General features: G+C 67.9%; 9 protein-coding genes and 1 pseudogene. 2 read left to right on the forward strand and 8 right to left on the reverse strand.

From position 1 onward, the window contains the following. Positions 1-13: 13 nt before the first annotated feature. From ACYVGY_RS05975 to pilG, 5 genes and pseudogenes are all read right to left on the reverse strand, one after another. Positions 14-1,747, reverse strand: a complete 1,734-nt coding sequence (locus tag ACYVGY_RS05975) for a chemotaxis protein CheB (protein ID WP_460456553.1) — start codon at positions 1,745-1,747, stop codon at positions 14-16. Continuing rightward, positions 1,740-8,273: pseudogene (locus ACYVGY_RS05980) on the reverse strand (Hpt domain-containing protein); the annotation flags it as partial. The pseudogene ACYVGY_RS05980 and the gene ACYVGY_RS05975, both read right to left, overlap by 8 nt. Before the next feature lie 124 nt (positions 8,274-8,397). Continuing rightward, positions 8,398-10,443 carry a methyl-accepting chemotaxis protein gene (locus ACYVGY_RS05985; RefSeq protein ID WP_460456554.1) on the reverse strand — a complete coding sequence of 682 codons (2,046 nt, stop codon included), beginning with the start codon at positions 10,441-10,443 and terminating at the stop codon, positions 8,398-8,400. Between the two features lie 53 nt (positions 10,444-10,496). After that, on the reverse strand, positions 10,497-11,051 hold the full coding sequence (locus tag ACYVGY_RS05990; protein WP_460456555.1) for a chemotaxis protein CheW: 555 nt from the start codon (positions 11,049-11,051) through the stop codon (positions 10,497-10,499). Positions 11,052-11,061: 10 nt separating this feature from the next. After that, positions 11,062-11,451 (reverse strand): twitching motility response regulator PilG, encoded by a 390-nt coding sequence (pilG, locus tag ACYVGY_RS05995; RefSeq protein ID WP_460456556.1) that lies wholly within the window; start codon positions 11,449-11,451, stop codon positions 11,062-11,064. Positions 11,452-11,636: 185 nt separating this feature from the next. On the opposite strand from pilG, the gene gshB reads away from it, so the two are divergent. Both gshB and ACYVGY_RS06005 read left to right on the forward strand, forming a co-directional pair. Next, positions 11,637-12,593, forward strand: coding sequence for a glutathione synthase (gene gshB, locus ACYVGY_RS06000; protein WP_460456557.1), 957 nt, complete (start codon positions 11,637-11,639; stop codon positions 12,591-12,593). Position 12,594: 1 nt separating this feature from the next. After that, positions 12,595-13,455, forward strand: a complete 861-nt coding sequence (locus tag ACYVGY_RS06005; RefSeq protein ID WP_460456558.1) for an energy transducer TonB — start codon at positions 12,595-12,597, stop codon at positions 13,453-13,455. On the opposite strand, the gene ACYVGY_RS06010 is transcribed toward ACYVGY_RS06005, so the two are convergent. From ACYVGY_RS06010 to ACYVGY_RS06020, 3 genes are read right to left on the reverse strand one after another with little or no spacing between them, the layout of a single operon-like run. Further along, positions 13,456-14,406 (reverse strand): aspartate carbamoyltransferase catalytic subunit, encoded by a 951-nt coding sequence (locus ACYVGY_RS06010; protein WP_460456559.1) that lies wholly within the window; start codon positions 14,404-14,406, stop codon positions 13,456-13,458. It lies immediately after the preceding gene. After that, entirely contained in the window at positions 14,403-14,870 is a 468-nt protein-coding gene (gene ruvX / locus ACYVGY_RS06015; RefSeq protein ID WP_460456560.1) for a Holliday junction resolvase RuvX, read from the reverse strand. Before ruvX ends, ACYVGY_RS06010 begins: the two co-directional genes overlap by 4 nt. After that, positions 14,867-15,430: a YqgE/AlgH family protein gene (locus ACYVGY_RS06020; protein ID WP_460456561.1), complete on the reverse strand. Its 564-nt coding sequence runs from the start codon at positions 15,428-15,430 to the stop codon at positions 14,867-14,869. Before ACYVGY_RS06020 ends, ruvX begins: the two co-directional genes overlap by 4 nt. Between the last annotated feature and the right edge of the window lie 419 nt (positions 15,431-15,849).

The raw sequence follows: 15,849 nt of genomic DNA on the forward strand, positions 1-15,849 counted from the left end.
GGAATTCTTTTCGTCAGTTCCAGCAATCAATCGTCAGCCGCGCCAGGTCGGCGTGGTTGGCCGAGACGGCGCCGGCGGCGATGACCTGTTCAGAGGCGGTCGCGTCGAAGCAGGTCTCGGGATCCTGGGCCAGCACCACGGCACCGCCGTCCTTGAGCGCCAGCACCGCGGGCACGACCAGGGGATCAGCACCGCTGAGGACCAGCACCACGCTGTCGGCCGCCGGCAGGGACGCCACGACCTCGGCCAGGCTGGCCGCAGCGGAGAACTCGAAACTGTTGTCGAGGTGGCTCACGCCCGTGCCCGGCTGAAGTACCGCCACGCGGCCCGGGTAGGCGAGCTTGCCTTCGACCGCCAAGTCCAGCGGAAGCCGACTGGCCTTGGCCAACTGGCCCACCAGGCGGTCGTGCTTGCCGGTGTCCAGGTGCTGGTAGAGCAAGACCGGTACCGGCAGGGTCGGCGGCAGGGCCGACAGCAGCTGGCGTACGGCGTCGGGTCCGCCTAGGCCGGCGAGCACCAGCAGCACGCCGCGGGTGGCGGCATTGCCATGCATCGAGCCTTCCTCGGCCAAGCTGAGCGCTGCCGCAGAGGCAGCCTGCCGGAAGGCCGGCGCTTGCGCTTCTGGCGCTTCTGTCGGCGCTGGTGCCTCGCTGCCGTCCATGGGCAGCAGTTCGAGCGCGCCGAACATCGAGCCGGTGGCCGCGGCAGGCGCCGGCACTGCAGGCTCCTGCGGCGCGGGCTGCGAAGGTATGTCGGCGCTCGGCTCGAAATCCAGGGAGAAGTCCGCGTCCTTTGCGGTCAGGCGCTGGTCCTGGGCTTCGAAGGCCTCGAGCTGAGCGGCCAGCGCGGCGACATCGTCGTCCACGCTATCCGAGGCGACGATTTCCTCGTCGGTGAAGGACGAGAAATTAACCGGGCCACCGTCAAGTGCGGCGTCGACCAACAGGGGCTCGTCGGCGGATTCGTCGAGACTGAAGGACAGGACGTCGGCCTCGTTGAGCGTCGCCATGGGCGCGCCTTCGTCCGGCAGCGAAGACAGGTCGATGTCGAAGCTGCTGGCGTCGAACTCCAGGTCCTCATGCGCCTGCTCGGGCTCGCGCGACGACTCCACCGGGACGTCCAGGCGACCCATGGCCTGTTCCAGATCGCCCAGGTTCAGATCACCCAGCTCCAGATCCATTGCAGCCTCTGGCTCAGCGTAGGCAGCCGATGACTCGGGCGGGGTGTCGGCCACAGGCACGTCAGCCAGCGAGGGATTGGTGGGAACCCACTCGGACAAGTCCAGCGACTCGGCGGCGTAGTCCTCGAGCTTCTCGGCGTCCATCTCCTGGGCCGGCGTGCGCGGTGCACCCGGCTCCATCGACAGGTCGAGGACCGGCAGATGGTTGGCGTCGTTCGGTGCCGGCGGCAGCAGATCCGACCCCACCAGCTTGGCCGCCAGGTGGCGGGCCCAGCGGGCCAGGTCCCAGCCATCGAGGCCGCGGGTGACCTCGGCGTCGTCGTACATCACGTCAATGCCAGGCGCAGACAGCAGGTCGTCGAAGCGCTCCAGCGAATCCTCGAGCGCAGGCTCAAGACTCACCAGCACCACCGTGGGCTTCTCGCTGGCGACCGCACCGGGATCAAGTTCGGCGGGATCGCCTTCGACCACCAGCTGGGCGCCGAACTCGGCCAAGGCACGACGAAGTTGGTCGCGGGCATCACCGGGGCGGGCAAGCAGGGCGACGCGAACCGGCGACTCAAGCATTGGCCGGCTCCACGCCGAGCATCTCGAACACGTTCCGCATCAGCTCCACTTCCTGGTAGGGCTTGCCGAGGTAACGGTTCACGCCGATGTCGAAGGCGCGCTGGCGATGTTTGTCGCCGGTACGCGAGGTGATCATGATGATCGGCACGTCCTTCAGGCGCGGGTCCGACTTCATGTTCTGGGCCAGCTCGTAGCCGTCCATGCGCGGCATCTCGATGTCGAGAAGCATCAGGTCGGGCACGCGCTCGGCCATCTTCTCGATGGCGTCCACGCCATCCTTCGCCGTCAGCACTTCCATGTTGTGACGCTCGAGCACGCGACCGGTGACCTTGCGCATCGTGATCGAGTCGTCGACCACCATCACCGCCGGAACGCGGCGCGCGACCGGGGCCGGGGCGGCCGGCACGCGTTCGATGCTGCGATCGATGCTGGCCTGGCGACGCACCAGCGGGGCGACGTCGAGGATCACGACCACGCGGCCGTCACCCATGATGGTCGCGCCGAAGATGCCCGGGATCGAATTGACCTGCGGACCGACCGGCTTGACCACGATTTCCTTGCTGCCCAGCACTTGGTCAATGCAGATCGCAGCGCGCAGGTCACCGGAACGGGCCAGCAGCAAGGGCATCTGCAGGCTGTCCTGGGCCTTCGCCTGGGCGTGGCCGATCAGTGAACCGAGGTCATGGATGGCGTAGGACTCGCCGGCGTAGGTGAAGCTGGGGTTGTCGGTGGCGAGCTGCTTGTCCAGCTCGGCCCGGCCCATGCGACCCACACCCTGCACCGAGGCGATCGGCACCGCGAAGCTGGTGTCGCCGATCTTGACGAACACGGCCTGGGTCACCGCCAGCGTGAAGGGCAGGCGGATGGTGAAGGTACTGCCCTTGCCCACTTCCGAGGTGATCGAGAGCGAGCCGCCAAGCTGGCGGATTTCGCTGTAGACCACGTCCATGCCCACGCCGCGGCCGGCGAGGCGGCTGACGACCTGTGCCGTGGAGAAGCCCGTTTCGAGGATGAAGCCGTACAGGGCGGCGTCGGAGACCTCGGCGTCTGGCTTGAGCAAGCCGCGTTCGATCGCCTTGGTACGAATCGCTTCCTTGTCCAGGCCGCGGCCGTCGTCGCTGATCTTGAGCACGACTTCGGAGCCTTCACGCTGGACCTGCACGCGGACCAAGCCCTCTTCCGGCTTGCCCGCCTGCTTGCGCTCGGCCGGCAGTTCCAGGCCGTGCGCGACCGCGTTGCGGAGCATGTGCTCGAGCGGCGCGGTCATGCGGTCAAGGACGTTGCGGTCCATTTCGCCGTTGGCGCCATCGACCTTGAGGTTGACCTGTTTGCCGGTCTCGCTGCCGGACTGGCGCAGCACGCGGCGCAGGCGCGGCACCAGGGCGTCGAAGGGCACCATGCGCGTGCGCATGAGGCCTTCCTGCAGGTCCGAGCTGACGCGCGACTGCTGCAGAAGCAGGGTTTCGTACTGGCGCGTCAGATCATCCAGCGAGCCCTGCAGGCTGACCAAGTCGGCCGCAGACTCCGCGAGCGAACGCGACAGCTGCTGCTGGTTGGTGAACCGGTCGAGCTCGAGCGGATCGAACTGCTCGTCGCTGGTTTCGCCCTCGCGCTGGTAGCGCGCGATGATCTGCGCCTCGGTCTCCATGTCGAGCTTGCGCAGCTGTTCGCGCAGTCGGGTCGTGGTCTGGCCGAGTTCGCCGAGGTTCGAGCGGAAGGCGCCGAGCTGCTGTTCGAGGCGCGCGCGGTAGATGGCGACCTCACCGGCGTAGTTCACCAGGCGGTCGAGCAGATCGGCGCGGATGCGGACCTGTTCCTGCGGCGCGCGGACGCCACCGATGTCTTCGCCTTCATCCAGCGCGTCGATAGGCGCGGACAGCGGCGCCATGCCGCTGGCCGAACCGGTGGTCGGTGCGAACACCGGGCGGCTGACGGCGGCTTCTTCGGCGGCGGCGGCCTGACGATCGAGCGCCGTGGTGGTGGGCCGTTCTTGCGCAGCGGCGGCCGGCGCTTCGCCAGCCACGAGCGCACGGCCCTTGGCCAGCGCATCGATCTGGCCAATCAGGTTGGCGGGCAAGGCAAGCGCCTTGCGTTCGCCAACGCGGGTCACCATGCCGTGCAGACGGTCGAAGGCGCGCTCAAGCACGACCACGCCGGTCTGGTCGAGCTCGCGCTTGCCTTCCGCGACAACCTCGAGCAGCGACTCCATCGCGTGGCCCAGCTCGCCGATCGGGAAGATACCCGCCATGCGGGCGCCACCCTTGAGCGTATGCAGATCGCGCTGCAGGCCGACGACGAGTTCGCGGTCGGTGGTGCGGTCGCGCAGCTCGGCCAAGAGGCTGTCGGAATGGTCGAGCAGGTCGGCCGATTCCTCCAGGAAGACGTCGAGCAGATCCGCGTCGATGTCGCTGGTGTCGAGCGCTTCATCCGGGTCGTCCGGATCCTGGGCCAACGGAACCTGGGCGTGGGCCGGCGTGTGGGCGGCCTCCGGAACTTCTTCCTGAAGGCTGGCGGCAGCTTCTTCGGCTTCCGCGTGCTCGGCGTCCGCGTGCTCGGCGTCCGCGTGCTCGGCTTCCGCGTGTTCGGCGTCCGCATCGTCCTCGATCGCCTCGCCCGCGGGCGACGTCAGCGCCTCGAGCTCTTCGATCGTCATGCCATAGAAATCGTCCGCAGGCGTCTGCGACGCAGCTTCGGCAGCGGCGACTTCGGCAGCGGCTTCGGCAATAGCAGCCTCGGCAGCGGCAGCTTCCGCAGCGGCGGCTTCAGCAGCGGCGGCTTCAGCAGCGGCGGCTTCAGCAGCGGCGGCTTCAGCGGCGGCAGCTTCAGCGGCGGCGGCTTCGGCAGCAGCGGCTTCAGCGGCGGCAGCTTCGGCAGCGGCGGCTTCGGCAGCAGCGGCTTCAGCGGCGGCAGCTTCGGCAGCGGCGGCTTCGGCAGCAGCGGCTTCAGCGGCGGCAGCTTCGGCAGCGGCGGCTTCAATAGCGGCGGCTTCAGCAGCGGCGGCTTCAGCAGCGGCTTCGGCAATAGCAGCCTCGGCAGCGGCAGCCTCAGCGGCGGCAGCTTCCGCAGCGGCCGCCTCGGCGGCAGCTACTTCCGCAGCCGCGGCCTCTGCAGCGGCGGCTTCAGCAGCGGCGGCTTCAGCAGCGGCGGCTTCAGCAGCGGCGGCTTCAGCAGCAGCCTGCGCAGCCGCTTCGGCAGCGATGGCTTCGGCGGCAGCGGCTTGGGCAGCAGCGGCTTCGGCGGCGGCAACTTCGGCAGCAGCAGCTTCCGAAGCGGCGGCTTCAGCAGCGGCGGCTTCAGCAGCGGCGGCTTCAGCGGCAGCAGCTTCGGCAGCAGCGGCTTCGGCAGCAGCGGCGGACTCGTCGACGGACGGACCGGCGCTGAGAGCTTCGGAAATCGTGAACGCCGGCATTTCGTCGCTGCTACGGGCGTCGTCCAGGAAGGCCTCGAGCGAGATCCGCTCCTGAGCCATCGTTTCTTCCACATTGTCGGACGGGGCGTCGAAACTGGGCAGGCCGGACAGATCCGGCGCTTCCATCGGCACCGGTGTCGGCATCACGCCGGTAACGGGTTCGTCCGGATGCAGCGGGATGACCGAGGTGGCTTCCGGCAGCGCATCGCGCAGCGCCATGGCGCGCGCCGTTAGCGGCGCGAAGGTCGGCACGACGCCACCCGGACGCTCGAGCGCGACGATGGCTTCGCGAATGGCGGCCGCCGCATCGCGGACCACCGAGACACCCTCGGCCGAGGGCGTGCGCTGGTCGGCGACCGAGCGCTTCATGAAACCTTCCAGCGGCGCGGTCACGTCGGTCAGCGTGGTGACCTCGGTCATCGCGAAGGCGCCGTTCATGGTGTGAATCGCGCGCAGCAGAAGATCGGTGACCGGCTGCGGGCCACTGGCGGCGCAGGACGCCAACCAGGCATCCACCGTCTCGAGATGGCCGGCGACTTCCGGCTTGAGGATCTCGAACAGCACCGGATCGATGGCGAACCCGCCAGCATCTTCCGGCTCAGGCTCTTCGAGCTGGGCGAACACGACCGCCGGCTCCGGGATCGAAGGCTCGGGCTCAGGCGCCGAAGCCCGCTCGGCTTCAACCACCGGGCTCGCGTCGGGCACGGCCGCCGCCGCAGCCTGCGGCGGCTGGTACATCACTTCCTCGCCCGCGGACACGCGATCGGCCAAAGCCTGGATGCCTTCCAGGTCGGCGTGCACGGTTTCGCCCTGCAGCGCGGCGCGCAGCAGCGGCAAGGTGTTGAAGGCGTTCTCGATCAGCGAGACGACGGCCGGACTGGCTGCGCGCGTGCCGTCGAGCACCCGGTTGAGCGTGCTTTCGACCTTCCAGCTGAATTCGCCCAAGCTCTTGGCGCCCACCAGGCGACCGCTGCCCTTGAGCGTATGGAACACACGCCGGATAGGACGCAACTGCTCGCTGTTGTCGGGCTGCTTGCGCCAGGTCGGCAGCAACTGCTCGAGGTTGCCGATTTCTTCCTGGAACTCCTCCAGGAAGACCTCGCGGATCTCGTCGTCGATCTCGTCACTGGCGCCATCGAAGCCCGGGATGACGGGAAGCGACGGCTGGAAGCTGATAACGGGCGCATCGGCGACGGGCGCGTCGGGCGCGTCGACGGGCAGGTCGACGGGCAGGTCGAACGCGGTCGTCAGCTCGATGGGCTCGAACGCCGGCTCGGGCGATTCAAGCACCGGCTCGGCCGGCGCTTCCGCGTCGGATGTTTCGGCGGTTGCCAGCTCGGCGCCAGCGTCGTCGAGCGAAAGTACGGGCTCCACCGTCTCAGACGGCGACTCGGGCTCGGACTGAACCAGCGGCGCCGCAAACACCGCGGCGGCCGGAGCCACTTCGTCTTCCGGCGGCAGCGGCCAGTAGCCGAGTGATTCAAGATTCTGGCGAGCGACTTCGAGGATCTGGTCGCGCTTGGGCCGGCGGTCGCGCAGGGCCTCGAGGTAGTACTCAAGGCTGGCCAGCGAATCGGCCAGACGGTCCATCTGCTGGCCGTTGGGCACGCGATGGCGACGCAGCAACTCGTTTTCGGTGAAGCGGCGGACAGCGGTCAGGTAAAGCGGCGCTTCTTCCAGCTCGACGATGCGCAGGGCACCGGCGACTTCCTCCAGCAGGCGAGGTACGTCGGCCAGCTGGGCGTGGTCCCAATGCGTTTCGACGAAGGCCACGAAGCACTGGCGAGCCTGCGCGAAATTGGCGATGGCTTCCTTGATGAGCACTTCAAGCACCTTGCGGGCTTCGGTGCCAGGCAGCAGGGACTCATCGATCGGAGCGCTGGCGTCCTCGTCGGCTTCGCCGAGGCGGGCGACCTGGTCGTCCAGCGAGGCTTCGACATAAAGCAATGCGCCCGCGATATCGAGCAGGCTCGACTCGTCGGCAACGCGTTCGCCGCTGACCAGCGCATGGATGGCCGTGCGCTGGTCCTGCACGACCCGACGCGGCACGCCCAGGCCGAGCATGCCCAGGGTGTCGGCGACGCGGTCGAGCGCTTCCACCTGGTCGCTCAGACCCAGGGCCGCAGCCTCGGGCGTGCGCAGGTGCAAGTCGAGCGCGTCCTTGACGCGCAGCAGGTCTTCCTTGATGGCCGCCGCCACGGTGGCCAGCAGCGCGCGGTTGCGCCCGCTCAGGCTGCCGCGGGCGTGCGCGAGCTCGGACTCGCTGGGCATGTACTCGCCCAGGCCGAACACCTGGCGGATCTCGCCGATGCGGCCGTGATCGGTCGGCGCATGCGCCACGAAATAAAGCAGCTGACGGGTCAGCTCAAGCGGCGGATCGGAACGGAACGCGGCATCGCCGCCTTCGGCCAGACGCTTGATCTCGCGCTCGACCTTGCCCAGCGCCTGCTTCAGGGGATTGCTGGCTTCGAAAGAATTCTTGGCAAGCGCGTCGAGCGTGCCGGCGGCGACCCAGAACAGGCGACGCGCATGCTCGGAATCGGTGATCGGGACCAACTGTTCGCAAACGTCGGTCAGGTCGCGGATGGTCGCCGGGCTGTTGTCATCCTTGAGCCAGCGCAGCAGCGCGCCCTGGAACAGGTTGCGCATGGTTTCGGCGCGGCGCTTGAGTTCTTCCGGCGCCAGTGGCTCGGCCGGGCCGGCTGCGGTGGGCGGCAGCGGGCGCGACAGGTCGGGCGAGAACAGCACCGACTCAGACAGGCCTTTCTCGCCGCGCGGTTCGCGCAGGTCGTTGAGAAGCGGCAGCAGGACGATGGGAATGTCGCGATGGCCGCTCTGCAGGCGCTCGAGGTAATCGGGCAACTGCACGATGCCGCGCATCAGCGCGGCGTAGCCAACCTCACGCTCGGCGACCCGGCCTTCGACCAGCGCCTTGGCAAGCTGCTCCATTTCCTCGGCCACCATCGCGGCGCCGTAGAGCTCGACCATGCGCAGGGTGCCCTGCACCTGGTGCAAGTAGTTGGAGCAGGCCTTGAGCTGGCCCGGATCCTCGCCGTCCTCGACGTAGGCCTCCAGCGCCTGGCGGGCCTGGCGCAGGGTCTCGTCCAGCTCGGGCTTGACCCAAGTGAGCGTGGTGAAATCGATGTTTTCGTGCAGCCTCATGCCGAGGTCCTGTCAAGGTAGGGGCGCCGGGAGGAGCGCCCGTACCGGGGTGAGTCCAGGGGCAAGCCGATCGCGGGCATCAGCCCGGCAGCTTGAAGTCGGCGACCGAGCGACGGAGGTCGGCAGCCAGCTGGGCGAGGTTTCCGATCGACTCCGCCGTCTGGCTCGCACCCTGCGAGGTCTGGGTGGTGATCTCCTGAATCACGGACATGGTGGCCGTGATGTTGGTCGCCGCGGTGGACTGCTGGCGGGCCGCCTGGGAGATGTTCTGGATGAGGTCGGCCAAGTCGTTCGAGACCTTTTCGATCTCGCCCAGGGCCAGGCCGGCGTCCTCGGCCAGTCGCGCACCGGCCACCACTTCCGCGGTGGTCTGTTCCATCGAGCTGACGGCTTCGTTGGTATCGGACTGAATCGTTTGCACCAGGGCTTCGATTCGCTTGGTCGCGTTCGAGGCGCGTTCCGCGAGTCGCTGCACTTCGTCGGCCACGACCGCGAAGCCTCGGCCCGCTTCACCGGCGGAGGCCGCCTGGATGGCGGCGTTAAGCGCCAGGATGTTCGTCTGCTCGGAGATGTCGTTAATCAGTTCAACGATGGAACCAATTTCCTGCGAGCTTTCGCCCAGTCGCTTGATTCGCTTCGAGGTTTCCTGAATCTGGTCACGGATGTTGTCCATGCCCTGAATCGTCTGGCGCACCACTTCGGCGCCCTTGGCGGCGATCTGCACGGAGCGCTGCGCCACGTCGGCCGACTCGGCGGAGTTCTTCGACACTTCGTCAATGGACGAGGCCATTTCGTTGATCTGCGCCGAGGCGCTGGTGATCTGCTGCGCCTGGTGTTCGGCGGCCTCGGCCAGGTGCATGGCGGTAGCCTGCGTTTCCTGCGCGGCGGCGGCGACCTGCACGGCCGTTTCGTTAATGGTGGACACCAGCGATCGCAGCGCTTCGACCGCGAAGTTGATGGAGTCGGCGATGGCGCCCGTGATGTCCTCGGTGACCGTGGCCTTGACCGTCAGATCGCCTTCGGCGAGCGAACCCATTTCGTCCAGCAGGCGCAAAATCGCCTCCTGGTTACGCTGGTTGAGCTCCTGGGTGGTGCCGAGGCGGCGACGCTGGTCGCGGAAGATGGTGAACAGCAGGCCGATGATGCCGATGCCCGCGCCGGCGGCGCCGCCGATGGCGAAGTAGTTGTTCGGGAAGACGCGCTGGTAGTTGATGTTGTCGAAGCTGGCGAACAGCGCCTGGCTGTTCTCAAGCAGGACGTTGGAGTCCTCGGAGATCTGCGTCGCGGCGGACTGCACTTCGGCCAGGTCGGCCGCGGCCTCGAGGATGATGTCCAGGTCGGCCTGGGCCTCGGCGTAGAGGTCCGAGGCAGCCTGCAGGTTGGCGACGCCGTTGGCGCTGGTGATGCGGTTGTAGCCCGCCTCGGCGTTGCCGTCCCGGAAGCCTTCAAGCACGGAGGCGAACACGCCGGCGTCGCGGGCGAGGGCGTCGGCCGCGGACACTGCGTTCTCGCCACCAGCAACGATTTCCGTCACGCGACGCGACATACGGTCAGCCAGCACCAGCTGGCGGTTGGCGATGGAGATCTGCGAAGCCGGCGAGTTGGCGTCGGACAGCGACCGCACCACTTCGTCGAGCTGGAAGGCCAGGCGCGGCACGCGCGCGGTGAACTGGGCGGCGGTGTCGGCGAGGTTGAGCACCTCGTCCTCGCTCTGGGTGATGCGGTCCGCGGCCTCGGCCATCGGGGTCCAGGTCTCGGTCACCTTGGCCAGCGCGCTGGAGACGCCCTGGGCATTGAGGTCACCCTCGTAGCCGGGGACGTTCTCTTCCGTGCTGCCGGTCCGCAAGGCCGCCACGATCGAGTCGATGCGGGCCTTGGTGGCCTTGAACTCGGTGAAGGCGTCGGCGTTACCGTCAACGGCTTCCTGGGTGTATTTCGCGAGCTGCTGCGAAAGCACCTGGAGGTCGGCGGTGAGGCCTCGTGCGTTGTTTTCCTGATTGTTGAGGTAGGACGCGTAGATGAAGTTCGCGCCGAATACCAACAGGGAAACGATCAGGATGAACGCCCAGAAGCCCAGGCCGAAATTAGTTAGCTTGTCGGTGAACGAGCGCGAATTAGTGCTCATAACTGGACCTCAACCCCTGTAAAAAACAAATGAGTGGAACCTTGGACAGCCACTTATGCGGTGGCCTGGCGGAATTCGGGAGTGCGCGTCAGCAACGACATGTTGAACACGCCCCAGGTTTGGTCGGCCAGGCGGTAGACCTGCTCGACGAAATGGCCGTAGCGGCCGTCGTTCTCACCGGCCATCTCGGCCCGGTGGGAATCGTTGAAAGTGCGCTGGCCGAACAGCTCGTCAATGATGACCGCGACGTTGCCGCCGGCCTGACGCACCACCAGGCAGCGCTGCCCTTCGTGCACCACGGTGCGGTCGCCCTCGAGGAACTGCTTGAGGTCGACGACCGGCAGCAGGCTACCGCGCACGTTCGCCACGCCCAGCATCCAGGCATGCGCGCCCGGCACCGGGGTCACCGGCGGCAGGGGCAGGATTTCGACCACTTCGTCGAACGAAGACACCAGGCGCCGCTGGCCCAGCCGGAAGCCAACGCCGCGCCAGTGCCCCGGCGCCTCGATCATCTCCGGCCGGCCGGCCACGTGGGCGAGCGAGCGCGCCTCGTAGTCGAACAAGATGTCGAACGGATTGGCGCGCTGCGGGGACGAGGACTTCGCCATAAGGTCGGCCTCAGCCCGCCGGCACGTACTTGCGGATGGCGGAGAGCAGCTCATCGCGGGTGAATGGCTTGGTGAGGTATTGCTCGGAGCCGACGATGCGGCCACGCGCCTTGTCGAACAGGCCGTCCTTGGACGACAGCATGATCACGGGCGTGTGCTTGAACATTTGATTGTTCTTGATCAGTGCGCAGGTCTGATAGCCGTCGAGGCGCGGCATCATGATGTCCACGAACACGATCTGCGGCTGGTGGTCGGCGATCTTCGCCAGCGCCTCGAAACCGTCCGTAGCCGTCACGACGTCGCAACCTTCCTTTTTCAGGAGGGTTTCGGCGGTGCGGCGGATCGTCTTCGAGTCGTCAATGACCATGACCCGCAAGCCGGCCAGGTGGTTGTCTTCCATCTCACTCCCCATTGCGATGCTGTCCCTGGCAGTGCGCAGGTCTGCACAGACCCTACACATTATTAGCTTATATCCCAGCCGAGCCGGAATGTGTCAAGCACGTCACGGTTCTCCAGTGGCCCGCCGCACCATCGCCGGGAGGCCCTGATAGTCTAGGGTTCCGCAAGGATGGAGTTGCAACGCCGATGGCACTGGACGTGGCCGTGGTGATGGATCCGATCAACCGTATCAAGATCGGCAAGGATACTAGCTTTGCGATGATGCTCGAGGCCCAGCGCCGCGGGCACCGCGTTCATTACGTGCCGCCGGGGGGTCTGTCGCTGGACGGAGAGCGGGCCATGGCGCGGATGGCAGTGGCCCAGGTCCGGGACGATCCGGCCGATTGGTACGAGCTGGCGCCGGTCCAGCGCCGCCCGCTGGCCGAGATGGACGTGGTGCTGGTGCGGACCGACCCGCCCTTCGACGCCAACTACCTCTACGACACCCACATCCTGGGCCTGGCCCAGGCCGAAGGCGTGCTGGTGGTCAACGATCCCCAGGGCCTGCGGGACCTGAACGAGAAGCTGGGAGCCCTGCATTTCCCGCAATGCTGCCCCCCCAGCCGGGTATCGCGGGACGCTTCCGAGCTGCGGGCCTTCGTGGCCGAGCACGGCGACGTCGTGCTCAAGCCGCTGGACGGGATGGGCGGCCGCTCCATCTTCCGGGTCAGGACCGGGGACACGAATCTGAACGTGATCCTGGAGACCCTGACCGACCACGGCCGCAACCTGGCCCTGGCCCAGCGCTACCTTCCGGAAATCACCGCCGGCGACAAACGCATCCTGCTGGTGGACGGCGAGCCGGTTCCCTACTGCCTGGCCCGCATTCCCCAGGGCGACGAGTTCCGGGGCAACCTGGCCGCCGGCGGCCGCGGCGAGGGCCGCCCGCTGTCCGAGCGGGACCGCTGGATCGCCGCCCAGGTGGGTCCCGAGCTCAAGCGACGGGGCATGCTGTTCGTGGGCCTGGACGTGATTGGCGACTACCTCACCGAGGTCAATGTCACCAGCCCCACGTGCGTCCGGGAGCTGGACGCCCAGTTCGGCCTGAATATTGCCGGCCAGCTGTTCGACGCCATCGAGGCCCGCCGGGCCGGCCAGGGCTGAGATGGCGGCACCCGTCATCGGCCCGTCCGAGCGGCTCAGCGCCACCCTGGCGCTGAGCCTGGTCGTGTTCGGCGTGCTGATCCTGGGCGTGGGCTTCGCCCGGGACGCCGCGGCGCCGATCACCCCTACCCTGGACGTGATCCTGACCGAAACCCGCAGCGACGCGGCTCCCGAAGATGCCGACTTCATCGCCCAGGCCAATAACCAGGGCGGCGGCGACAGCGACGTGGCCGAGCGTCCGCGCGAAGAACAGCTGGCCCCGGTACCCAAGCCCGAGCCCGGCCTGGCGCCGGAAACCATGATCGCCCAGGCGCCGCCGCCCGAACCCCAGCCGACGCCGCGCCTGCTCAGCACCACCTCCCCCAACGAGTTCGCCCTGCCCGCGCCCAAGGACCAGCGCGAGACCGAACCCAGCCTGCTGGCGCCCGGCCGCGAGCTGATCGAACAAAATCTGGAAATGGCGCGCCTGGCGGCCGAGATCGAGCGCCGGCAGGAACTGCGCGCCAAACGCCCCAAGCGCAAGTTCGTCTCGGCCAGCACCAAGGAATACGAGTACGCCAGCTACCTGCGCGCCTGGGTGGTCAAGGTCGAGCGGGTCGGCAACCTGAACTACCCCGACGAAGCCCGTCGGCGCGGCCTGGGTGGCCGCCTGGTGATGACGGTGGCGGTGCGCCGGGACGGCAGCATCGAAGAGATCCTGCTCAACCGCAGCTCCGGGCTGGGCGTGCTGGACCAGGCCGCGATGCGCATCGTGCGCCTGTCCGAACCGTTCCCGCCGCTGCCGCGCACCGAGGAAAACATCGACGTGCTGCACATCACCCGCACCTGGCAGTTCCGCAACGGCAGCGTCGCCAGCGAGTAGTCAGCTCAGCAACGCGTCAATCACCGCCATCCGCACCGGCAGGCCGTTCGCGACCTGCGCCAGCACCAGCGACTGCGGGCCATCGGCGACCACGCCGTCGATCTCGACGCCGCGATTCATCGGGCCGGGATGCAGCACCACCGCGCCAGGCGCCGCCAGGGCCAGGCGCGCGGCGTCCAGCCCGTAGTCGCGGAAGTAGTCCTCCAGCGACGCCACCAGGCCCTGCGCCATCCGCTCGCGCTGCAGCCGCAGCATGATCACCGCATCCACGCCGGCCACCGCGTCGTCGAAGCCCTCGACAACGCGACAGCCGCGCAGCACGCCGGCGTCGGGCAGCAGATTGGCGGGGCCGCAAACCCGGATTTCGCCGCAGCCCAGCGCCCGCAGCGCATGCAGGTCGGAGCGGGCCACCCGCGAGTGCAGCACGTCGCCGGCAATCAGCACCTTCAAACCCGACAGGTCGGCGCCCTTGTGCTGGCGCAGGGTCAGCATGTCCAGCAAGCCCTGGGTCGGGTGCGAAGCGCGCCCGTCGCCGGCATTGATGATGTGGGTGCCCGGCCCGGCCGCCGCCGCAAGCTCAGCCACCGCGCCCTCGCTGGCGTGGCGGACAACAAACACGTCCACGCCCATCGCTTCAATGGTCTTGAAGGTATCGAGCGCGCTCTCGCCCTTGTTCGTGGACGAGGTCGCAACATCAAAGTTCAGCACGTCCATGCCCAGCCGCGTCGCCGCCAGCTGGAAGCTGCTGCGGGTACGGGTGGACGCTTCGAAGAACAGCGTGCACAGCGTGCGCCCGGCGTGCCGGCCGCGCAGCGCGATGCCGGCATGGGCATGCGGCAGCATCAGCTCGGCGCGTTCGAGCAGGTCCCCGGCCTGGCCGGCATCGAGTCCGTCGAGCGTGAGCAGGTGGCGGAGGCGGCCGTCAGGGCCGAGCTGCAGGTCGTGGCTCATGGCTTGGTTTCACCGAGGTCGAGGGGGGTGCGAATGCCGGGGTCGGCCAACCAGCGCTCGAGAATCACCACGGCGGCGACGGCGTCGAGCTGGTCAGCCTGGGAACGTTTGCGGGTGCCGGCGGCGCGCCCGGCGGCAAAGCGCTGGGCGGCCTCAATCGAGCTGCGGCCTTCGTCCACCTGCTCCACCGGCACGGCATAGCGCCGCACCAGCTCGCGCGCGAAGCCGCGGGCGCGCTGCCGCGCCGGCTGGTCGCCGCCGTCGGCCGGAATCGGGTCGCCCACCACGAGGGCATCGGGCCGCCAGTCGCGTATCCAGCGATCGAGCCGGACCCAGTCCGGTCCGTTCGCGTGTACGTCCAGGACCCCAACCTCACGGGCGCTCGCGGTGACGGTGTTGCCGACGGCGACGCCGATGCGCTTGGCGCCGACGTCGAAGCCGAGCAGGGTGACGGGGCCGGTCATGCGCGTCCCGAGTAGTCAGCCATTTGCGAGATGTCGACGCCGAGCTGGCGGGCGGCGGCATGCCAGCGTTCGTCCAGCGGTGTGTCGAAAACGATGCTCTGGTCAACGGGCACTGTGAGCCAGCTGTTCTGGGCCAGCTCTTCCTCAAGCTGGCCGGCCGACCAGCCGGCATAGCCCAGGGCCACCAGCACCTGCCGGGGACCTTCGCCGCTGGCCATGGCCTGCAGGATGTCGCGCGACGTGGTCACCGAAAGGCCCGGCGCCACGTGCAGAGTCGAATTCCATTCGCTGTCGTCGCCATGCAGCACGAAGCCACGATCGGCGTGCACGGGCCCGCCGGCAACGATGGCGCGGGTAGCCAGTTCGGGGTCTTCGGTCATCAGCTGGAGGTGGTCGAGCAGTTCACCGACGGTGTAATCGGCCAGTCGGTTGATCACGATCCCCATCGCGCCGTCGGCATCGTGCTGGCAGACGAGGGTCACGGAACGGTGGAAATTGGGGTCGTCCAGGGCTGGCATGGCTACCAGGAAGTGATCGGCCAAATATTGCGGGGTTTGCATGGGGGGATTCTAGCGCGGGCAGGTGCTGATCGTCGCAGCGCCGGCTGCGCATGATGTAGCTGTGTCGCGGCGCCGCTTTCGCACGATGTAGCGGTGTCGCAGCGCAGCCCAAAGGCTTGTGACCCTCCGGCACGTTGGGGCCTGGAACGTCGGACTGGCCCGCACACTCGCGCTTGCGCCGGCTCAACCTAAAAGTGTCCGAAGGGACGCGCCGCGCTAGGCGGCACCCGACACCACCGCATGTGACGAGTTAACCAAGCCGGATCCGCAGAAAAATGCCGAGGGAGAGAACGCGCTGCCGCAGGCGCAAGCAAAGCGCGACCAAGGCACCGTCTCGCCGATCAGCAAACCATAGCTCCACGATCCGGCGGCGCCGTGGAAGCGAGGGTCACTTCCCGCGAAATAAAAGGCTTCACTGA

The sequence above is a fragment of the Arenimonas alkanexedens genome (genome assembly GCF_054781355.1).